At 61.8% G+C, this 20,793-nt stretch carries 14 protein-coding genes; 2 read left to right on the top strand and 12 right to left on the bottom strand.

All coding sequences use genetic code 11. The features are described 5' to 3' along the window. Positions 1-49: 49 nt before the first annotated feature. The 12 genes from GV818_RS01945 to glnE form a co-directional block, all read right to left on the bottom strand. Positions 50-1,462, bottom strand: coding sequence for a PIG-L deacetylase family protein (locus GV818_RS01945; protein ID WP_161775708.1), 1,413 nt, complete (start codon positions 1,460-1,462; stop codon positions 50-52). An 8-nt stretch (positions 1,463-1,470) separates the two neighbouring features. Beyond that, positions 1,471-2,367 carry an antimicrobial resistance protein Mig-14 gene (locus GV818_RS01940; RefSeq protein ID WP_161775707.1) on the bottom strand — a complete coding sequence of 299 codons (897 nt, stop codon included), beginning with the start codon at positions 2,365-2,367 and terminating at the stop codon, positions 1,471-1,473. Further along, positions 2,367-3,497 (bottom strand): glycosyltransferase, encoded by a 1,131-nt coding sequence (locus GV818_RS01935; protein ID WP_161758930.1) that lies wholly within the window; start codon positions 3,495-3,497, stop codon positions 2,367-2,369. The genes GV818_RS01940 and GV818_RS01935 overlap by 1 nt, the downstream gene beginning before the upstream one ends. Further along, on the bottom strand, positions 3,481-5,238 hold the full coding sequence (locus tag GV818_RS01930) for a carbamoyltransferase family protein (protein ID WP_161758929.1): 1,758 nt from the start codon (positions 5,236-5,238) through the stop codon (positions 3,481-3,483). Before GV818_RS01930 ends, GV818_RS01935 begins: the two co-directional genes overlap by 17 nt. A 277-nt stretch (positions 5,239-5,515) precedes the next feature. Further along, positions 5,516-6,970, bottom strand: a complete 1,455-nt coding sequence (locus GV818_RS01925) for a lipopolysaccharide kinase InaA family protein (RefSeq protein WP_161775706.1) — start codon at positions 6,968-6,970, stop codon at positions 5,516-5,518. Then, the gene (locus tag GV818_RS01920; protein ID WP_161758927.1) at positions 6,970-7,722 is read right to left on the bottom strand and encodes a lipopolysaccharide kinase InaA family protein; all 753 of its coding nucleotides are present in this window, start codon (positions 7,720-7,722) and stop codon (positions 6,970-6,972) included. Before GV818_RS01920 ends, GV818_RS01925 begins: the two co-directional genes overlap by 1 nt. After that, on the bottom strand, positions 7,719-8,453 hold the full coding sequence (locus GV818_RS01915; RefSeq protein ID WP_161758926.1) for a lipopolysaccharide kinase InaA family protein: 735 nt from the start codon (positions 8,451-8,453) through the stop codon (positions 7,719-7,721). The genes GV818_RS01920 and GV818_RS01915 overlap by 4 nt, the downstream gene beginning before the upstream one ends. After that, a complete protein-coding gene (gene rfaP, locus GV818_RS01910) occupies positions 8,453-9,259 on the bottom strand; it encodes a lipopolysaccharide core heptose(I) kinase RfaP (RefSeq protein WP_161758925.1) in 807 nt (268 codons plus the stop codon). Before rfaP ends, GV818_RS01915 begins: the two co-directional genes overlap by 1 nt. Then, positions 9,256-10,380, bottom strand: coding sequence for a glycosyltransferase family 4 protein (locus tag GV818_RS01905; protein WP_161775705.1), 1,125 nt, complete (start codon positions 10,378-10,380; stop codon positions 9,256-9,258). Before GV818_RS01905 ends, rfaP begins: the two co-directional genes overlap by 4 nt. Further along, positions 10,380-11,441 (bottom strand): lipopolysaccharide heptosyltransferase I, encoded by a 1,062-nt coding sequence (waaC, locus tag GV818_RS01900; RefSeq protein ID WP_161758923.1) that lies wholly within the window; start codon positions 11,439-11,441, stop codon positions 10,380-10,382. Before waaC ends, GV818_RS01905 begins: the two co-directional genes overlap by 1 nt. A 1-nt stretch (position 11,442) precedes the next feature. Continuing rightward, entirely contained in the window at positions 11,443-12,477 is a 1,035-nt protein-coding gene (waaF, locus tag GV818_RS01895; protein WP_161775704.1) for a lipopolysaccharide heptosyltransferase II, read from the bottom strand. Positions 12,478-12,611: 134 nt separating this feature from the next. After that, the gene (gene glnE, locus GV818_RS01890; protein ID WP_161775703.1) at positions 12,612-15,551 is read right to left on the bottom strand and encodes a bifunctional [glutamate--ammonia ligase]-adenylyl-L-tyrosine phosphorylase/[glutamate--ammonia-ligase] adenylyltransferase; all 2,940 of its coding nucleotides are present in this window, start codon (positions 15,549-15,551) and stop codon (positions 12,612-12,614) included. Between the two features lie 383 nt (positions 15,552-15,934). Between glnE and aceE the strand changes: the two genes are divergently transcribed. Both aceE and aceF read left to right on the top strand, forming a co-directional pair. Beyond that, entirely contained in the window at positions 15,935-18,580 is a 2,646-nt protein-coding gene (gene aceE / locus GV818_RS01885) for a pyruvate dehydrogenase (acetyl-transferring), homodimeric type (RefSeq protein ID WP_161775702.1), read from the top strand. A gap of 11 nt (positions 18,581-18,591) precedes the next feature. After that, positions 18,592-20,538: a dihydrolipoyllysine-residue acetyltransferase gene (gene aceF / locus GV818_RS01880; protein WP_161775701.1), complete on the top strand. Its 1,947-nt coding sequence runs from the start codon at positions 18,592-18,594 to the stop codon at positions 20,536-20,538. The last annotated feature ends 255 nt before the right edge of the window (positions 20,539-20,793 follow it).

Below are 20,793 nucleotides of genomic sequence, written 5' to 3'. Positions count from 1 at the left end.
GACTCACTGTCGAATTAGGGGTACAAAGCGCCCCTATGGTTATGTCGGTTTAGCGCGACTTCAACAGCCAGAACAGCTCATGCCGCCTGACCGCCTTGCGAAAGAACTCATTCTCCCCAAGGGCCGAAGGTTTTCTGAGGGCCATAAGCTGCTGTATCGACCTGCGCAGGCGCCGCTTGAACGGCATTTTCGGCTGCAGGTCATGCATCATGCCCAGCGCCATGGCTTTGTCATATTGCTCGACCTGAGAAAGCGCCAGGCACCATGGACGCAGCACCGTGCCCGAGTCAAAAACGGGGGGCAAGGCAATGCCCGCGCCCGAATCGCCCATCGGCCAGCGGTCATTGTCATGCAGGTGATTGGCGTAACCAAGGATGCTGGTCGGCTGCCACTCCAGCCCTTCCAGAGCCTGCATCAGCGCCGCCTGGGCACAGATGTGATCGGGATGAGGGTCCAGTGTCGGGTGCGGCAGCACTATCACTTCGGGGCGCGCCTTGAGCAACAGCGCACGCAGGTCGGCTAGAAGATTGTTCCAGGTCGGCTGCCCATCCAGGTCGGCGGGCAACGGGAACGGATTGAACTGGCGGAACAGGCGGATATCGCTCAATTGCGCCTCGCGAGAGGCCATCGGCTGCTCAGGGGCAGCCTGCATGGCGGGCAGTTGCAGGCAGAAATAGCCCAGTTGCACGCAATGGGACTCCGGGACTCCCGCCCAACGAGGCACCGTAATACTGTCCCAGGCCCGTAGACGTCCCTTGACCCGCGCCGCCTCTGCAGGGTTCAGGCCCATGGCCTGGTAATGCTCGGCCTCGATTTCCCCTGCGGTCAGGGTCACGATCCAGGCTTCATCGGCCTGGCTGTACAGACCAAATGCTGCCAATTCAGCATCGTCGGCATGGGGGGCAATCACCATCACCCGCTGGCGCCGGTAGTCAGGATCACGCCAGACCATCAACTGTGGCTGGATCTGTATCCGGCAGAAGCGCCCGCGCAATTGCAACTCGCCGCTGGCCAAGGGACCGGCCAGGCCACTGAGATTGAGATAGCGCAGGCCATTGACCCCACGCTCGAATACCTGACGATCAATGCTCGAACCGCCCCGCACTTCAATCGCCGGATCAAGCAAACGTCCCAGCCAGGAGCTCTTGACCTGCACCCCAAGGACCAGCGTCTCATTCCCTGCCCACTCCTGCGGCGAGCCCAGCAGCAGGCGCCCCGCCTCCAGGCGCACCGCGACTGGCTGTGCGTCACTGCCGAAGTCGTAGCGATAGTCGTCTTGGGGCGAATAGAACAAGTGGTCGGCAAACCAGGCTTCATGGGCCAGCCAGCCAAGAACAGCCAGCAGCACCGGCAACCACCAGGCCACCAGCACACCAACCAGCAGCAGCAGCGCCAATCCGACCAGCAGAGCAATGCGTTTATTACGACGATGGCGCTTGAGCAGTTGCTGCTTACGACTCATGGGCTGACTCACACCTGGAAAACCGGCACAGGATTACACCAACGGTCCTTGTACTCACGGTCAGCGCGACCGAAGGAAAACCGCAACGGCTTGTTCAACGCACGAGCCTGCTCCCAGGCACTCTGGGTGTTGAGAAAACTCAGCACACTACCCGGGCTGAACTCGCGGGTCTCCGGATCGACACCACCATTGACGTACTCGACGCTGATCCACTCCGGCGCTTCGACCCGATAGATCAACTGCACGGCAATCGGTGCATCGTTGAGGAAAATTACCGAGCCAATCAGCAGCTCGCGCAAGCGTTCCAGCACCTCGGCCATGCGTTCGGCGCCAGTGGCGGCAAAGCCCCAGCGACGCTGGAACAGATCACAGTAGATGGCCGCCAGTTCAGGACTGGTGAAATCACTGACAGGCCGCACCAACCCGCCCGCCTCTTCCAGCAGGCGCAGTTCACGACGCTGGTTGTAGCGAAACTTCTTCGACAGTTCTTCCGGGGTACGAGCCATGGCCAGTTGTTCGGCCTGAGGCTTAAGAGTGCTGAAACGCCCTTCGTTCAACGCGGAAAGATAACGCCCGCGATGGCGCAGCGGCGCCTGGGCATCTGCGGCAGCCGGCAGGATCAGCTCGGCATTGCCAATATCGAACAACCCTTTCTTGCCGGCACGCTTGAGCACGTCCTTGGACAACGCCAAGTCCCGGCCCCAGGTAGCGATGGCGGCCTGCAACTGGCCGTTGTGCTCCCAGGCCAGATAACGCACCGGGATCTGCGCCAGGTCCGCCAACTGCTCTACCACCAACGGGTGAGTCGCTACGCTGCCGCCAAAACGCTGCCAGGCCTCGGCATAGGTCGATGCGTCAATGACTGACCAGCCACGTTCGCGCCAGCCTTGAAATCGATTGAGCATCAGCCCCTCGCGGTCAGATCGGTGACTTGCGGCAAACGCCAGAATACGTCGCGTACCGCACGGTCGGAGAACCGCTCGCGCAAGCGATCGAGCATCAGCTCGGCACAGACCCGGCGCTGGTGATCGTCCATCGCGGCCAGATGCTGCAGCCCTTGCGCCATATGCTCGACGTCCCCCAGAGGGAACAGGATGCCCACTCCCTCGACCACTTCCCGGGCACCGCCACAGGCGGTGGCCAGCAGCGGCACGCCAGCGGCCATGGCCTCCAGCAGGACCATGCCAAACGGCTCATGATCGGAACTCAGGGCGAACACATCGAAGGCGCGGAAATAGCGTCGGGCCTGGGACACCTGCCCAAGGAACAGCACGCGATCGGCAACCCCCAGTTCGCGGGCCAGGGATTTCAGGTCTTTTTCCAGACGCCCGGTTCCAAGAATCGCCAGTTGGCTGTGTGCCGGCAACTGCGGCACGGCCGCGGCAAAGCCACGCAGCAAGGTGGCCTGGTCCTTGTCCGGGTGCAGGCGCCCGACGTTGCCGACAATCCAGGCATCGGCGGACAGGCCCAGCTCGCTGCGGGCCTGGGCAGCGCTCAGTTGCTCGGCCTGCAGGGCCTCAAGGTCGATGCGGTTGTACAGGGTCTGAATGCGCTGCGCCGGCCATTTCGGCAGGCAGGCGCGCATGTCGTCACGCACCGCATCGGACACCCCGAGCAGGCTCAGGCGCTTGCGGAACAGCTGGGCAAAGAACTTGCGGCTGCCGCGCTTGTAATCGGAAAACGCATGATGGACACCAATCACCGGCAAGCGGGTGCCCAGCAAGGCGATGTAAATCGGCTTGAAACGATGGGCGATGCAGAAGCTGAAATTGCGCGAGGCGGCAATCTTGCGCATGTCACGGATGGCCCCCAGCTTCAGGCCACGAATGGCCTTGGAGCTGTACTCCATGAACAGCACTTCATCGGAGGCGCAGCCCGCGGCGACATCGGCATCGGCGGCCCCGGTCAGAAACACCGTGGTCACCCGATAGCCGCTGCCCGCGAACAGGTTGGCGTATTGCCGAGCACAGTCCAGGAACGGCCCGTCATAGCCGTGGCAGAACTGCAGCACATGGCGTTCAGCCGAGCGTGTCATAAGGGTCCACGCCGTCTTTGACCACCAGAATGTCTTCCATGATCAGGTACTGCAGATCGGACCCAAAGAACATGTTCAGGGCATCGGTCGGCGAGCAGATCATCGGTTCGCCACGGCGGTTCAACGATGTGTTCAGCGACACACCGTTGCCGGTCAGGACTTCCAGGGCCTTCATCATGTCGTAGTAGCGCGGGTTGTATTCGCGCTTGAGCACCTGGGCCCGGGACGTACCGTCCTCGTGGACCACTTCCGGCACCCGGCTTTTCCACTCTTCAGACACTTCAAAAGTGAAGGTCATGAACGGCGCCGGATGGTCGACCTTGATCATCTGCGGACCAACGGTGTCGAGCATCGACGGGCAGAAAGGCCTCCAGCGCTCGCGGAACTTGATCTGCTCGTTGATCCGGTCGGCGACACCGCTGGCGCTCGGGCAACCAATGATCGAGCGACCGCCCAAGGCACGCGGACCGAACTCCATGCGCCCCTGGAACCAGGCCACCGGGTTGCCGTCGACCATGATCTTGGCGATCCGCTCCGGAGTGTTGTCGATCTGCCGCCAGGCTGGCTTGTTCGGGTGACGGGCGCAGGCCGCAATCACATCTTCGTTGCTGTAGGACGGGCCGAGATAGACGTGTTCCATCTTCTCTACCGGCACCCCACGGGCATGGGAAACGTAGGCGGCGGCACCCACTGCGGTGCCGGCGTCGCCGGAAGCCGGCTGCACGAACAGCTCCTTGACCTCGGGGCGGGCAATGATCTTCTGGTTCAGCTTGACGTTCAGCGCGCAGCCGCCGGCGAAGGCCAGCTTGCCGGTTTCCTTGAGGATGTCGCCCAGGTAGTGGTCGATCATCTGCAGGGCCAGCTTTTCGAACAGCGCTTGCATGCTCGCCGCATAGTGGATGTAAGGCTCGTCGGCGATGTCGCCTTCGCGCTTGGGACCCAGCCACTCGATGAGTTTTGGCGAGAAGTAGAAACCCTTGCCCTTCTCTTTGTAACGACGCAGGCCGATGACGTTGGCGTAATCGGTGTTGATCACCAACTCGCCGTTTTCAAAACTGGCCAGGCGCGAGAAGTCGTACTTGCTGGCATCGCCGTACGGCGCCATGCCCATGACCTTGAACTCGCCATCGAGCATCTCGAAGCCGAGGAACTCAGTGATCGCGCCATAGAGGCCGCCCAGAGAGTCCGGATCGAAGAATTCCTTGATCTTGTGGATCTTGCCGTTTTCGCCGTAGCCGAAGAACGTGGTGGCGTACTCACCCTTGCCGTCGATCCCGAGGATCGCGGTTTTCTCCTTGAAGCCCGAACAGTGGTAAGCGCTGGAGGCGTGAGCCAGGTGATGCTCCACCGGCTCGATCTTGATCTTCTTCGGATCAAAACCCAGTTGCTCCAGGCACCAGACGATCTTGTTGCGATAGCGCTTGTAGCGACGGTTGCCCATCAGGATCGCATCGAGGGCACGGTCCGGGGCATACCAGTAGCGCTTGGCGTAATGCCAGCGGGCCTTGCCGAACAGGCTGATCGGGGCAAACGGAATCGCTACCACATCGACGTCGGAGGGTTTGATCCCGGCCTGCTCCAGGCAGAACTTCGCCGACTCATAGGGCATGCGGTTCTTTGCATGCTTGTCGCGCACGAAACGCTCTTCTTCAGCGGCGGCGATCAGCTTGCCATCGATGTACAGGGCTGCTGAAGGATCATGGCTAAGGGCGCCGGACAGGCCAAGAATCGTCAATGCCACAGGGGTCTAGCCTCGTTTAGTCTGCATGCGGGCGCAATGCGCCTTGAAAATAAAGTGTGCTCGCAAGGGGCGAGAAACAACGAAAGGGCGGGATTATAACGTAAAAGCCGGGGCAAGCCTCTAGCGGCAAGCCGCGAGCCCAGGGGCAGCGTACTACACGCTCCCCCAGCCATCCCTGTAGCCGCCACCAAAGCCTGCGAGGCGCCGCAGGAGATGCACTCTTGAGGCCCATGCAAGGTCCCGGATATCGAGCGCGGCAGCGGCTATAGGTCGCAGGTCAGGCCTCAGCGGCCTGCGCAGTCTTTGGCAAGCGCCGATCAATCACTTGATACAAATTGCTGCTTTCTGGCCAATTGCGCATGAAACGTGCGCGATCACGGGCATAAGCCGGCGCGAAACTCCTCAGGCTGTGGTGCTGGCACATGGAATCCAGATCGATCAGTGCCCAGCGGTCCTCTTGCCAGAACAGGTTGTGCCCCTTGAAGTCGCCATGACTGATGCGCTCCTTGATCAACTCGGCAAAGAGCTGGTCCAGGGCCTGCAATTCCGACTCCGGCGCATCACCACTGGCTACGAACGGAGCAAAGCGCTCGATGATGTCCGGTCCCGGCAGGTACTCGGTGACCAGATAGGCACGGCGCCGCAGCCAGAGAAAACGCGTCTCCAACAACGCCAGGGGCTTGGGCGTGGCGATCCCCAGAAACGCCAGGCGATTGCCTTCGCACCAGGAATGCCAGGCTCGGCTCGGGCGCCAGAAACGCTTGAGCCAATGGGCGAAGCCCTTGATGTTGTAGCGCTTGACCACCAGGCTGCGCCCCGCCACCTCGACCCGACCGACACTGGCTGCGCCACCGGTCTTGTACAAGTGACCCTGATCCAGCAGGGTGTCGGCCTGTTCAAGCACCGACAGCATCGCCGCCTCTTCCTCACGGCGAATCGCGCGCAACGCAAACGGTCCACGCTGCACGCTGAACAGCGTGCATTCACGGCCGACCTTCTTGAGAAAGTCCCGCAGGCGCCAGCCACGCACCTTGTCCACCTGCTTCTGCAGGGCTTCCAGGGGCAAGGCATGCTCGGCATTGCTCAATAGGTAGTGCACCAGCAACTCTTCGGTGAAAGGCTCCAGGCTCTTGGGCAGTTGAGCAAAGAACACCCCGAGATTCTCCAGGACCCTGGAGCGAGACAGCGGCTTGCCGGCCTCCTCGACACAGATCCCTGCACCATCGATCAAATGCAGCTGTGCGCCGTGACGCAGCAGATTGTCCAAGTGCAGGTCTTCCTGCCACAGGCCCTTGGCATGCAGCTGGCCGATCGCCCCAAGCGCCTGCGCCAGCACTGCAGCCTGCTCATCCGCCAGCACCGGCAGTGTTTCCACCTGCTTCCAGGCCTCGCCGAGGCTTTGCGCGCCCTCCAGGAACTCGAACAGCAGCCAGCCGCCCTCGCCATCCTGCAAACCGTCCGCCAACAGCAAAGGCGTGGTCAGGCCCTGCTCCGCCAGCAGGCGCACACCCTTCAATTCCCGCTGAAAATGGCGTGCGGCCTTGGGCCCCACCAGCAACTTGGCCAACACCGGCCGGCCGCGCCAGACCCCGGCACCCACATAGCGTTGCCCGGGCAACACTCGCAGCAAGGTCAACAATTGCAACTGCGCCGGGCCGGCGGCGTCCGCCAGGTCCAGGCTCAAGGGCAACGCCGGGCTACGCCCACTGTCTTTCAGCTCGGACAAACGCATCAGCGAGATTCCTTGTGACTGCTGCGAGTACTGAGACGAGCGACCCAGGCATCCACCAGGGAGCTGTCCAGGGGCTGATCCAGGTAGGCCGCCAGCAAGCAGCGCACCTCATCGGCACTCCACACTGAAGCCCGACGCAGCAAGGGTTCGAGATCCTTGACCCGATCACGCTGGCCGAACAGCAGGGGCCGGGTTTTCTCCAGGTCGATCAACTGCGCTTGATAACCGTCGCCGCTGGCCCGCAGGAAAATATGCTTGGGATAGAAGCAGCCATGCACCTGGCGCCGGCTGTGCAGTTGCCGGGCCAGTTGCCCACAAGCCCTGAGCACGGCTTGACGCTGAAGGTCACTGAGCTGGTCCCACTGCAGCAGCAACCCATCCAGATCATCCCAGCCATCCAGGGCACGAGTCAGGAGGATCGCCCTGGATTCCCCTGCTACCTTGCGCATACCGAAGAACACCGCCTGCAACGCGGGAATCCCCAACTGCTGATAGCGGCGAATATTGCGGAACTCACGGGCAAAGCTGGGCTCGCCGAAAGGCCGATGCAGGGTCCGGGTCAGGTAGTTGGTCTGCCGCTTGAGGTAGAACCCCTGCCCCTCTACATCCAGACGGAAAACACTGCTGCAACCGCCGCGACTGGTATTAGGCTCGTCCACCGCATCCAATTGCGTAGCCCACAGCTGGTCAAAAGTGCCAAGGCCGTTGCGCTCCAGCAGCGCACGTTCCTCGGACGCCAGGAAATCGCTCATTCACGCCCCTCGAAAAATCTCACCACGTGGCGAATACGCTCCTTGTCGGCGGCACTCAGGCGGTCGCGCTGGCGATATTGCAGATAAAAGCGCAGGCGCTGAGTCGCGGACAAATGATACTTGGCCACCTTGTCCAGGCAGGCCAGGTCCTTGGTGATCCGGTACTTGAGCCAGAATCCACGCCAGAAATCGCCGTTCGGACAGTCAATCAGGTACAACCGGTCCTGATCGTCGATCAGCAGGTTGCGCCACTTCAAATCGTTATGGGTAAAGCGATGGTCATGCATGACCCGGGTATAGGCCGCCAATTGACGACTGACCACATCGACCCAGCGCCGATCCTTGAGCCGTGGATCGTGACGGTCGGCCAGCACCGAAAGATCCTCGGTGTGCGGCAGTTCCCGAGTGATCAGCGCCCCGCGTGAATAAGCCAGGCCACACCGTTCCAGCCCCCAGGCCACCACATCGGCAGTGGGAATGCCCCACTTGGCGAAGCGCTTGAGGTTCTGCCACTCGGACTTGACCCGGGGCTTGCCCAGGTAACGCCGCAGGTTCTTGCCAGCACCGGTGTAGCGCTTGACGTAATAGTTGACGCCATCGCGCTTGACACGAATGACCTCGGACAGCGGATCACGGGTCAGGTGCTCGCCCTGCAGGGCGAATACCGCTTCCAGACTGCCGAAATCTTGCGCCAATGCCTGATAGGCAGGGTCCAGGTTCCAGCTCGCCATCAGAGCGCATCTCCGTACCGCTGTTTACGTGCGTAGAGCTTTTCCGCCTTGCCCTCGAGCCAGGACAACAGTGCGGCCTCCTCGGCCAGAATCTGGCGCAGTGGCTGCTGGAAGTAGCCCTTGAGGAAGCGCAGCTTGTCGCGGCGCGTCAGGCCAATGTCCAGGGCCGAGAAATACAGGGCCGCCAGATCCTTGTTGCGCCAGCGCAGAGTGATCTTCGACCGGGTCTGCGCGCGGTGCAGGTCGATCACCGAGAGCTTGAGCTCAGCTGGGGTGATCGGTCGGTCGGTGTGCAGCAGGAAGTGACAGATGTAGCAGTCGCGGTGGTTGACCCCGGCGCGGTGCATCATGCCGGTCATGCGCGCCACTTCGGCGATCAGCGCCCGCTTGAGCGCAGGCAGCGGCGGCTGCTTGATCCAGTCGATGCTGAAGTCTTCGAGGCTGACGGTAGGCGCCAGCTCCTCGGTGACGATAAACGAATGTTGGTCCGCCGGATTGGCACCGCGTTCGCCATAGGCCACGGCGGTCATGGTAGGTACGCCAACCTGGTGCAGGCGCTCCAGGGCCAGCCATTCCTGGCCAGCGCCGAGCACCGGCAACTTGGCGGTGATCAGGTTCTTGACGATCTCGCCCCAACCGATACCACGATGGATTTTCACAAAATAACCACGGCCGTCGACTTCCGTACGCAAGGTACGGCGCGCTTCCAGCTCACGGTAAACCTGGCCCTTGAGCTCCTCGACTGCAGCGAACGCATCGCGTCCGGCCCAGAGGGTCTTGAAGGGTTCGGCAAGCATCAACTTCATCGGTGTTGCTCCGCCAGAATCACATCCGCAGCGTGCTGCGGCATGCTATAGAGGTCGGCCGTCTCGGCGAACGCCAGGCCATTTCGGCCCCAGCTCGCACGTGCAGCGTCGTCGGTCAACATGGTGGTGAGGTATTGATTGAGCTGGGCCTGCTCAAACGGCTCATCCAGCACCAGGCCGCTCTCGGCCTCGGCGATGTAATGGGCGTAGCCGCAGACCGCACTCACCAGCACCGGCAGCCCGGCCACCAGGGCCTCGAGCAACACGGTGCCGGTATTTTCGTTGTAGGCCGGGTGAATCAACAGGTCGGCGCCCAGCAGGAACCGCGGGATATCACTGCGCCCTTTCATGAACTGCACCTGGTCGCTCAACCCCAGTGCGGCACTTTGCACCTGGAATACCTTGGGGTCGTCCTGGCCGATTACAAACAGCCGAGTGCGTTTTTTCAGCGCCGACGGCAACGCCGCCAGGGCCTTGAGGCTGCGATCCACGCCCTTGGTCTTGAACCCGGAACCGATCTGCACCAGCAACAGGTCGTCATCCTTCAAGCCGAACTCACTGCGGAAGTCGGCGCGAATCTCGGCCGCATTGGCCGGTGCCCGACGGTCCTGGGCGATCCCCGGCGGCAGCAGGTGGAAGCGCTCCAGCGGGGTGTCGTAATGCTTGATGAACAGTGGCTGCTGGACCTCGGAGATCATCAGGATCTCGGTCTTGGCGTCCTTGGCGAACACCGCGCGCTCGTACTCGGCAAAATGCCGGTAACGGCCCCAACGACGGTACAGGGAATGCCGCAGGTTCTGCGCCTTATCCTCAAAACAGCCGTCGGCGGCGTAGTACACGTCCAGCCCCGGCATCTTGTTGAAGCCGATCAGCCGGTCCACCGGACGCTTGGCCAGGTCGGCCTCCATCCAGGCACTGAGCTTTTCGTTGCGGCGATGGTTGAACAGCGCCTTGACCGGCGCCACCAGCACTTCGAAACCGGGGGGAATATCGCCCTCCCAGATCAGGGTATAGACGCGAATCTGGTGACCGCGACGCTGACACTCCAGGGCAATGCGCATGAAGTCACGCTGCAAGCCACCGAAGGGGAAATACTTGTAAAGGACAAAAGCCAATTGCATCAGCGCGGCTCCTCAGCCAGTAACAAGGTGCTCAGTCGGCTGGCGACACGCTCGGGATTCAGGCGAGTGAAGCACAGCGGCCACTCGCGTTTGAGGTCATAGCGCTGCTGATCGACAGCAGTCGGCTGGTAGGTGCATTTCTTCTGCAGACACGGCGCACAGGGAAAGTTGCTCCCCAGGTGGATCTGCAACCTGCCATAGGCACCGGTCAGGCCCGGGTTGGTCGGGCCGAACAACGAGATGGTCGGCACATCCAGGGCGGCGGCAAGATGGCCGAGCCCTGTGTCCACAGCCACACAGGCCTGGGCGTCGGCCAATACCTTGGCGACCCCGGCCAGATTCAGTTTCGGCAGCACCGTGGCGTTTTTCAGGCCGCTGGCGATGCGCTCGGCCCGAGCCTTCTCGGCAGGATTGCCCCAAGGCAGCTTGACCTCGACCCCGAGCATGCCCATGCGCTCGGTCAGCTCGCGCCAATAGGCTTCAGGCCAGTGCTTGGTGTCCCAGGTGGTCCCGTGCAAGAACAGCACGAAGGGCTTCTTGCGCGGCAACTCCACCAGTTTCTCGACATTCAGGCCGTAATCGCCCAAGCCTTGAGGCAGGTCGTAACCCAGGGCCACGGCAAACAACTGGCGCAGCCGCTCTACCGCGTGCTGCCCACGGGCCACCGCCAGGCGCCGAGAGTAGAAGCGTGAAGCCAGGGGTTCGCGGGCCGAATGCTTGTCCAGTCCCGCCACCGGGGCGCGAACATAACGGGTCAGCCAGGCACTTTTCAGCAGGCCTTGAGCGTCGATCACCAGGTCGTACTTGGTCGAACGCACGCTCTGCTTGAAGCGCCGCCACTCGCCGCTCTTGATGGTCTGCCAGATATTCTTGCGCCAGCGGCGGATCGCCACCGGAATCACCTTGCCCACCGCCGGATGCCAGGTAGGAATCTCGGCAAAACCCTCTTCCACCACCCAGTCGAACTTGATTCCCGGGATCGCTCGCGAGGCATCGGTAAGGGCCGGCAAGGCATGAATCACATCACCCAGGGAGGAGGTCTTGATCAACAGTACCCGCAACTTATTGAACCTCGACCACAGAGCCCTGCAACCGCTGCAAGGCTTCGTTCACCGGCTGCGGCAACAGCTGGCGCAGGCAGTTGTAATGGCCGAAACGGCAGGTGCGGTCGAAACATGGACTGCACTCGATCCCCAGGCGTACCACCTCGACCTGGTCGGCCAGGGGCGGGGTGAAGTCCGGCGAGGTCGAGCCGTACACCGCCACCAACGGTCGGTTCAGCGCCGCAGCCACGTGCATCAAGCCGGAATCGTTGGAGACCACCGAGTCGGCGCAGGACAGCAGATCGATGGCCTCGGCCAGGGAGGTCTCGCCGCTGAGGTTGCTTGATTCCTCACGCAAACCGGGAATCAGCCGCCCACGAATTTCTTCGCCGACACCGTGGTCATTCTTCGAGCCGAACAGCCAGACCTGCCAGCCTTCGCGGATCTTGGCCTCGGCGACCTGGGCGTAATGTTCGGACGGCCAGCGCTTGGCCTCGCCGAACTCCGCCCCCGGGCACAGCGCCAGTACGGGACGGTCCAGGGCCAGGCCGAACTTGGCCAGGGCCGCATCGCGGCTTTGCGGATCGATCTGCAGCTTCGGACGCGGATAAGGCTGGGGCAATTGGGCGCCCGGCTCATAGGCCAGCGCCATGAAACGCTCGATCATCAGCGGATAACGCTGCTTGTCGAGCTTGCGCACGTCGTTGAGCAGCCCGTAGCGAAACTCGCCACGCCAGCCGGTACGCTTGGGAATGCCGGCAAAAAACGGCACCAAGGCCGATTTCAGCGAGTTGGGCAATAAGATGGCCTGATCGTACTGACCGGCCAGGGACTTGCCGATACGGCGACGGGTGGCCAATTCGAAGGCGCCATGGCCGAGGGGAAAGCTCAAGGCCCGACGCACCTGGGGCATGCGTTCGAGGATCGGCCGGCTCCACTCGGGGGCCAGCACGTCGATCTCGCATTGAGGATGACGCTGTTTCAGGCACTCGAAGAGTGTCTGCGCCATCACCATGTCACCGACCCAACTGGGCCCAACAATCAGAATATTCATGTGGTTTCCATAAACGAACCGGGGAGGCATACGCCTCCCCGCCTCGAGAATCCAGCACCGCGGCCTTCACCGCCGGTTCAGTTTGGGCGAGCCCGCAAGGCTCGCCGAATACATGGGTGGCCCTCTCAGGCCGCTTAGCTTAGCCCCAGCTCGCGCCAAATCCGTAACACTTCCCGTCGTTCGGTCACGAATTGATCACCGGCAATGATCCCGGCTTCATTCTGCAACGCCTGTCGGTGAGCAGCGGAACGGTAGGCCTTGTAGACCTCGCGCAGCAGGCTGGCATCGCTCGACGGCATCAGCCCGACTTGCTCCAGACCTTCCAGGATGCGGATGTTATCGGTGTAGCGCAGCAGTGACGGGTGCTCTTCGGACCACGCCAGGGCCGCGTATTGCACCATAAATTCGATATCGACGATACCTCCGGCGTCCTGCTTGAGGTCGAACGGCGCCGTGGCTTCGAAGGCATTGGCCGCGGTTCCGGCAGCAGTCAGGCGACTGCCCAGGTTGTCGCGCATCTTGGCGCGCATCTCGCTGACTTCCTGGCGCAGCTTCGGCAGGTCGCGCTTTTTGCCCAATACGGCGGCGCGGACCTTTTCAAAGGCCTGGCCCACATCCTGGCTGCCCACCAGCACCCGCGCCCGCACCAGCGCCTGGTGCTCCCAGGTCCAGGCCTCGTTCTCCTGGTAACGGGCAAAGGCCCCCAGGGAACTCACCAGCAGGCCCGATGCACCGGAAGGACGCAAACGCATATCCACTTCATACAGCTGGCCGGAGTTGGTCTGGGTGGTCAGCAGATGAATGATGCGCTGTCCGAGCCGGGTGAAGAACTGCGCACCATCGATGGGTTTCGGCCCATCGGTTTCCGCCTGGGGATCGCCGTCATGGATGAACACCAGGTCCAGGTCGGAACCGTGCCCCAGCTCGATGCCGCCGACCTTGCCGTAGCCAACGATGATGAATCCCGGATCGCACAAGGTGCCGTCGGCGCGCTGTGGCGCGCCGTACTTGGCCACGGTCTGGCGCCAGGCCAGGGCCAGCACCTGTTCCAGGATCGCCTCCGCGAGCCAGGTCAGATAATCGCTGACTTTCATTAAAGGCAGGCTGCCGGCAATCTCCGATGCCGCCACCCGCAGACGGTGGGCCAGCTTGAAGTGACGCAAGGCCTCCATCTGCTGTTCCAGGTCGTCCTCGGGAATCCGCGTCAGGCGCTCCCGCAACTCGGCCGCCAGCTCCGGCGCCAGGGGCGGCTTGAACAAGCGCCCCTCGTTGAGCAACTCATCCAGCAGCAAGGGAAAGCGGGTGATCTGCTCGGCTATCCACGGACTGGCCGCACACAAGGTCAGTAGCCGCCGCAGCGCGCCGGGGTTTTCAGTGAGCAGCACCAGATAGGCCGAGCGCCGCGCCACGGCCTCCACCAACGGCAGCACCCGCTCCAACACCAGGTCCGGATTGGCGTGCTCCACTGCCTGAGCCAGCAAGCGCGGAATAAAGGCATCCAGGCGCTCGCGCCCCAGCCGCTGCATGGCACGCAGTTGCGGGCTGCTCCGCAGGCTGGCCAGAGCTCGCAAGGCCTTGGGCGCATCAACAAAACCGCCCTCCTGCAACTGGCGGCAGGCGGCCTCTTCGTCCTGGGCCTCCTCCCACAGCGGCAACCACTCACCGCCCACCACCACTTCACTTTCCGCGCCTTCATCCTCATCGGGGTCGGCGATGACCTGGCGAAAGTGCCACTCCACTCGACCGCGCCAGTACATCAGCTGCTCGTGGAAGGCACTCCAGTCGGCGAACCCCAACATGAAGGCAATGCGCGCCTGATCCTGGGGGTTGTCCGGGAGCATCTGCGTCTGCCGATCGGCAATCGCCTGGATCGCATGCTCGGTGTAACGCAGGAATTCGTAACCCTCGCGCAGCTCACTGATCACCGCCGCCGGCAGGTAGCCCTGACCTTCCAGGGTGCCGAGCACCTTTAATAAAGGACGCTGTTGCAGGCTCAGGTCACGCCCGCCGTGAATCAACTGGAAGGCCTGGGCAATGAACTCGACCTCACGAATCCCCCCCGAGCCCAGCTTGATGTTATCGGCCATGCCCTTGCGCCGCACTTCCTGCTGGATCAGCTGCTTCATGGTGCGCAGCGCTTCGATGGCGGAAAAGTCCAGGTAACGGCGATAGACGAAGGGCCGCAGCATATCCTGCAATTGCGCGCCGGCCACTTGATCCCCTGCCACCACCCGGGACTTGATCATGGCGTAGCGCTCCCAGTCGCGCCCCTGATCCTGATAGTACTGCTCCAGCGCGTTGAAACTCAGGACCAGGGAACCGGCAGAGCCATAAGGCCGCAGACGCATGTCGACGCGAAACACAAAACCGTCGACCGTCATCGGGTCCAGGGCCTTGATCAGGCGCTGCCCCAGGCGGATGAAGAACTCCTGGTTATCCAGGGGACGCTTGACCCCTACCGTCTCGCCGCCTTCCGGATAGGCAAAGATCAGGTCGATATCCGACGACAGATTGAGCTCCACCGCCCCCAGCTTGCCCATGCCGAGGATGACCATCTGCTGTGGCTCGCCGCTGCGCCCGCCGGTGGGCACTCCGAACTGCTGGCTGTGACGCAGGTACAACCATTGATAGGCCTGGTCGATGCAGGCGTCAGCCAGATCGGAAAGGTCGCGACAGGTCTGCACCAGGTCCGCCTGGCGATTCAGGTCGCGCCAGATAATCCGTACCTGCTGGCGGGTGCGCTGGCGGCGCAGCACCCGTCCCAACTGATCCTCGGTCTCGGCCGCCTGCACCGCCGTGGCGATCTGCCCGCACAGCTCGCCTGCGGCGAAATTGCGCTCCAGCTCGCCGGAGCGCACCAGCTCCAGCAACATCAAAGGGTCACGCAGGCTCTGTTCAATGACAAAGTCGCTGGCCGCCGCCACCCGGGCGAACTCGGCCCAGCGCTCGGCACTCCAATCCGCTAAGCCGGGGTCACCCTCCAGGGTCGCCACCACACTGCGCAACGACTGCTCAGCACGGCTGACCAATGGCAGGAGAATCGCGGGGAGTTGGGCAAGCGCGGGCAGGCTCATGGGCTATCCTTGATCGGCGTGGAAAACGCGGGCGGTGATGGTTGGCAAGGGCAAGCAGCGCGGTCGACTGTCGAACAAAAGTTAGAAATAGCTGAAAATAGGTTTTTCTTAGCAGCCAGCATTAATTTATTACCTATTCCCGTTGGTCACCGACCAACAGTAACGATTATTCTCACAACGCAGCAGGAGGCCACGAGCCAATCTTCTGTAGTTTTACTACTCGTATATACATTCGAAAGGCTGAAATGGCCGACGATTTGTAGTAAAACTACACGCCGCCGGAACAACCTTCGGCAATCCAAGAATTTATAATCGTCTGCCCACAAGGCCAGTCGCAAACTCAGGCAACCGATTCTGGAAGCCTTTCCGCCCTGGAGCAAGCCATGCAAGACCTCGATCCCGTCGAAACCCAGGAATGGCTGGACGCCCTGGAATCGGTTCTCGATAAAGAAGGCGAAGACCGTGCTCACTATCTGATGACCCGTATGGGCGAACTCGCGACCCGCAGCGGCTCGCAACTGCCCTACGCCATCACCACGCCATACCGCAATACGATTCCCGTCACCCACGAAGCACGCATGCCTGGCGACCTGTTCATGGAACGCCGCATTCGCTCGTTGGTTCGCTGGAACGCGATGGCGATGGTTATGCGCACGAACTTGAAAGATTCTGACCTGGGCGGTCACATCTCCAGCTTCGCTTCCAGCGCAACCCTGTATGACATCGGCTTCAACTACTTCTTCCAGGCCCCGACCGACGAACACGGCGGCGACCTGATCTACTTCCAGGGTCACACCTCGCCAGGCGTCTACGCCCGTGCGTTCATGGAAGGTCGTATCACCGAAGACCAGATGAACAACTTCCGCCAGGAAGTGGACGGTCAGGGCCTGTCGTCCTACCCGCACCCTTGGCTGATGCCTGACTTCTGGCAGTTCCCGACTGTATCCATGGGCCTTGGCCCGATCCAGGCGATCTACCAGGCACGCTTCATGAAGTACCTGGAAGCCCGCGGCTTCATCCCGGAAGGCAAGCAAAAAGTCTGGTGCTTCCTGGGCGACGGCGAGTGCGACGAACCCGAATCCCTGGGCGCAATCTCCCTGGCCGGCCGCGAGAAGCTGGACAACCTGATCTTCGTCATCAACTGCAACCTGCAGCGCCTCGACGGCCCGGTTCGCGGCAATGGCAAGATCATCCAGGAACTCGAAGGCGTGTTCCGTGGTGCTCAGTGGAACGTCACCAAAGTCATCTGGGGCCGTTTCTGGGACCCACTGCTGGCCAAAGACGTCGACGGCATCCTGCAACGTCGCATGGACGAAGTCATCGACGGCGAGTACCAGAACTACAAAGCCAAAGACGGCGCGTTCGTTCGCGAGCACTTCTTCAACACGCCTGAACTCAAGGCGATGGTTGCCGATCTGTCCGACGACGAGATCTGGAAACTCAACCGTGGCGGCCACGACCCGTACAAGGTCTATGCGGCGTACCACGAAGCGGTCAACCACAAAGAACAACCTACCGTCATCCTGGCCAAGACCATCAAAGGTTATGGCACCGGTGCCGGCGAAGCGAAAAACACTGCGCACAACACCAAGAAAGTCGATGTCGACAGCCTGAAGTTGTTCCGTGACCGCTTCGACATTCCGGTCAAAGACGACGAGCTGGAGAACCTGCCGTTCTTCAAGCCGGAGCCAAACAGCGCCGAAGCCCGCTACCTCAGCGAGCGCCGCACTGCACTGGGCGGTTTCGTGCCACAACGCCGCGCCCAAAGCTTCGGCATCCCGACCCCATCACTCGATACCCTCAAGGCTATCCTGGACGGCTCGGGCGACCGTGAAATCTCCACCACCATGGCCTTCGTGCGGATCCTCGCGCAGTTGGTCAAGGACAAGGACATCGGCCCGCGCATCGTCCCGATCATCCCGGACGAAGCCCGTACCTTTGGTATGGAAGGCATGTTCCGCCAACTGGGCATCTACTCCTCTGTCGGCCAGCTCTACGAGCCAGTCGATAAAGACCAGGTGATGTTCTACCGCGAAGACAAGAAGGGCCAGATCCTCGAAGAAGGCATCAACGAAGCAGGTGCCATGAGCTCCTTCATCGCTGCCGGTACTTCGTACTCCAGCCACAACCAGCCAATGCTGCCGTTCTACATCTTCTACTCGATGTTCGGCTTCCAGCGCATTGGCGACCTGGCCTGGGCCGCTGGCGACAGCCGCACCCGTGGCTTCCTGATCGGCGGTACCGCCGGCCGTACCACCCTTAACGGTGAAGGCCTGCAGCACGAAGATGGTCACAGCCACATCCTGGCTGCCACCATCCCGAACTGCCGCACCTTTGATCCAACCTACGGCTACGAGCTGGCGGTGATCATCCAGGACGGCATGAAGAAGATGACCGAAGAGCAACAGGACGTCTTCTACTACATCACCGTAATGAACGAGTCCTACCAGCAGCCAGCCATGCCGGCCGGTGTCGAAGAAGGCATCGTCAAGGGCATGTACCTGCTCGAAGAAGACACCAAGGAAGCGGCGCACCACGTGCAACTGATGGGCTCCGGCACCATCCTGCGTGAAGTCCGTGAAGCGGCGAAGATCCTGCGTGAAGAGTTCAACGTCGGCGCTGACGTATGGAGCGTTACCAGCTTCAACGAATTGCGTCGCGATGGCCTGGCCGTAGAGCGCAGCAACCGTCTGCACCCTGGCCAGAAGCCAAAACTGAGTTATGTCGAAGAATGCCTGAGCGGTCGTAAAGGTCCGGTCATTGCCTCTACCGACTACATGAAGCTGTTCGCCGAACAGATTCGCCAGTGGGTCCCGTCCAAGGAATTCAAAGTCCTGGGCACCGACGGTTTCGGCCGTAGCGACAGCCGCAAGAAACTGCGTCACTTCTTCGAAGTAGACCGTCATTTCGTGGTGTTGGCAGCCTTGGAAGCCTTGGCTGACCGTGGTGACATCGAACCTAAGGTCGTGGCTGAAGCCATCACCAAGTTCGGTATCAACCCGGAAAAACGCAACCCACTGGACTGCTGAGGAGACTTTCTGTGAGCGAACTCATTCGCGTACCTGACATCGGCAGCGGTGAAGGTGAAGTAATCGAACTGTTTGTGAAGGTCGGCGACCGTGTCGAAGCCGACCAAAGCATCCTGACGCTGGAATCGGACAAGGCCAGCATGGAAATTCCTGCGCCGAAAGCCGGTGTGGTCAAGAGCCTGAAAGTGAAGCTGGGCGACCGCCTGAAAGAAGGCGACGAACTGCTTGAGCTGGAAGTCGAGGGCGCCGCTGCCGCGGCCCCTGCACCTGCCGCCGCCCCTGCTGCCAAAGCTGACACAGCTGCTGCCGCGCCGGCTCCTGCCGCCGCGCCAGCGGCCCCTGCTGCGGCTTCGGTGCAGCAAGTGCACGTGCCGGATATCGGCTCGTCGGGCAAGGCCCAGATCATCGAGATCCAGGTCAAGGTCGGCGATAAGGTTGAGGCTGATCAATCGTTGATCACCCTGGAATCCGACAAGGCCAGCATGGAAATTCCATCGCCTGCCGCTGGCGTGGTCAAGGCCATCAGCGTCAAGCTCAACGACGAAGTCGGCACTGGCGATCTGATTCTGGATCTGGAAGTGGCAGGTGCTGCGGCCCCTGCTGCCGCGCCCGCTCAGGCGGCTGCTCCAGCCACTGCCGCTGCGCCTGCTCCGGCAGCGGCCCCTGCAGCACCGGTGGCCGACAGCGTCCAGGACATCCACGTTCCGGACATCGGCTCGGCCGGCAAGGCCAAGATCATCGAAGTGCTGGTCAAGGCTGGCGACAGCGTCGTCGCCGACCAATCGCTGATCACCCTCGAGTCCGACAAGGCCAGCATGGAAATTCCATCGCCAGCTGCCGGCATCGTTGAAAGCGTATCGATCAAGCTGGACGACGAAGTCGGCACCGGCGACCTGATCCTCAAGCTGAAAGTCAAAGGCGCGGCACCTGCTGTTGCCCCGGCTCCAGCTGCCGCTGCTGCAAGTGCTCCGGCACCAGCCTCTGCCGCTCCAGCCGCCGTACCTGCTGCTGCCGCTCCGGTTGCTGCTCCTGCCAAGCCGGGCGCGAAAGTTCATGCCGGCCCAGCCGTGCGTCAACTGGCTCGTGAGTTCGGCGTCGAACTGAACGCAGTAAGTCCAAGCGGTCCACACGGTCGCATCCTCAAGGAAGACGTGCAGGTCTACGTCAAGGCGATGATGCAGAAGGCCAAGGAAGCACCGGCTGCCGGCGCAACCTCAGGCTCGGGCATTCCGCCGATTCCAGTGGTGGACTTCAGCCGCTTCGGTGAAATCGAAGAAGTGCCGATGACCCGCCTGATGCAGGCTGGCGCCGCCAACCTGCACCGCAGCTGGCTGAACGTACCGCACGTGACTCAGTTCGACTCGGCCGACATCACCGAGCTGGAAGCTTTCCGCGTTGCGCAGAAGGCTGTGGCCGAGAAGGCCGGCGTCAAGCTGACCATCCTGCCGCTGCTGCTCAAGTCCTGCGCGCACCTGCTCAAGGAACTGCCGGACTTCAACAGCTCCCTGGCGCCAAGTGGCAAAGCGATCATCCGCAAGAAGTATGTGAACATCGGCTTCGCCGTGGACACCCCGGATGGCCTGCTGGTACCCGTGATCAAGAACGTCGATCAGAAGAGCCTGCTGCAGCTGGCGGCCGAGGCCGCTTCCCTGGCGGAAAAAGCCCGGACCAAGAAGCTGTCCGCAGACGAGATGCAAGGCGCTTGCTTCACCATCTCCAGCCTCGGGCACATTGGCGGTACCGGCTTCACGCCGATCGTCAACGCGCCGGAAGTGGCGATCCTCGGTGTTTCCAAGGCCACCATCCAGCCCGTCTGGGACGGCAAGGCCTTCCAGCCGAAGCTGATGCTGCCACTGTCCCTGTCCTATGATCACCGAGTGATCAACGGCGCGGCCGCTGCACGCTTCACCAAGCGCCTGAGCGACCTGCTGGCGGATATCCGCACCATTCTGCTGTAACCCGCGAACCGGCTCTCCCATCTTGGGCGGGCCGGTAACGCATGCTTTCCGAGCGCCACGCTCGTACCTCAACCCCGTCAATTTGGCGGGGCTTTTTTTTGCCAAGAAAACGTCGCCAATAGCCCGTCATTCCAGGGTGAAAATGGCCAAAAAAGTTACTTTGCAGAAATCCTTCAGTCTGCCGATACAGGTTTATAGCACTTAGCCTTCATCTTACTTGTCAGTCGATGCCGCATGATGCAACCTTGCTGCAGG

The organism is Pseudomonas sp. Fl4BN1, assembly GCF_009908285.1.
In the GTDB taxonomy this organism is placed as follows: Bacteria; Pseudomonadota; Gammaproteobacteria; order Pseudomonadales; family Pseudomonadaceae; genus Aquipseudomonas.
Note: the sequence above shows the minus strand (reverse complement) of the source record. Positions and strands in the feature narration are given on the sequence as shown.

Excerpts from the sequence above, each read along its gene's own strand:
- GV818_RS01945 (WP_161775708.1), bottom strand. The coding sequence starts at position 1,462 with ATGAGTCGTAAGCAGCAACTGCTCAAGCGCCATCGTCGTAATAAACGC.
- GV818_RS01940 (WP_161775707.1), bottom strand. The coding sequence starts at position 2,367 with ATGCTCAATCGATTTCAAGGCTGGCGCGAACGTGGCTGGTCAGTCATT.
- GV818_RS01935 (WP_161758930.1), bottom strand. The coding sequence starts at position 3,497 with ATGACACGCTCGGCTGAACGCCATGTGCTGCAGTTCTGCCACGGCTAT.
- GV818_RS01925 (WP_161775706.1), bottom strand. The coding sequence starts at position 6,970 with ATGCGTTTGTCCGAGCTGAAAGACAGTGGGCGTAGCCCGGCGTTGCCC.
- GV818_RS01920 (WP_161758927.1), bottom strand. The coding sequence starts at position 7,722 with ATGAGCGATTTCCTGGCGTCCGAGGAACGTGCGCTGCTGGAGCGCAAC.
- GV818_RS01915 (WP_161758926.1), bottom strand. The coding sequence starts at position 8,453 with ATGGCGAGCTGGAACCTGGACCCTGCCTATCAGGCATTGGCGCAAGAT.
- rfaP (WP_161758925.1), bottom strand. The coding sequence starts at position 9,259 with ATGAAGTTGATGCTTGCCGAACCCTTCAAGACCCTCTGGGCCGGACGC.
- GV818_RS01905 (WP_161775705.1), bottom strand. The coding sequence starts at position 10,380 with ATGCAATTGGCTTTTGTCCTTTACAAGTATTTCCCCTTCGGTGGCTTG.
- waaF (WP_161775704.1), bottom strand. The coding sequence starts at position 12,477 with ATGAATATTCTGATTGTTGGGCCCAGTTGGGTCGGTGACATGGTGATG.
- glnE (WP_161775703.1), bottom strand. The coding sequence starts at position 15,551 with ATGAGCCTGCCCGCGCTTGCCCAACTCCCCGCGATTCTCCTGCCATTG.
- aceE (WP_161775702.1), top strand. The coding sequence starts at position 15,935 with ATGCAAGACCTCGATCCCGTCGAAACCCAGGAATGGCTGGACGCCCTG.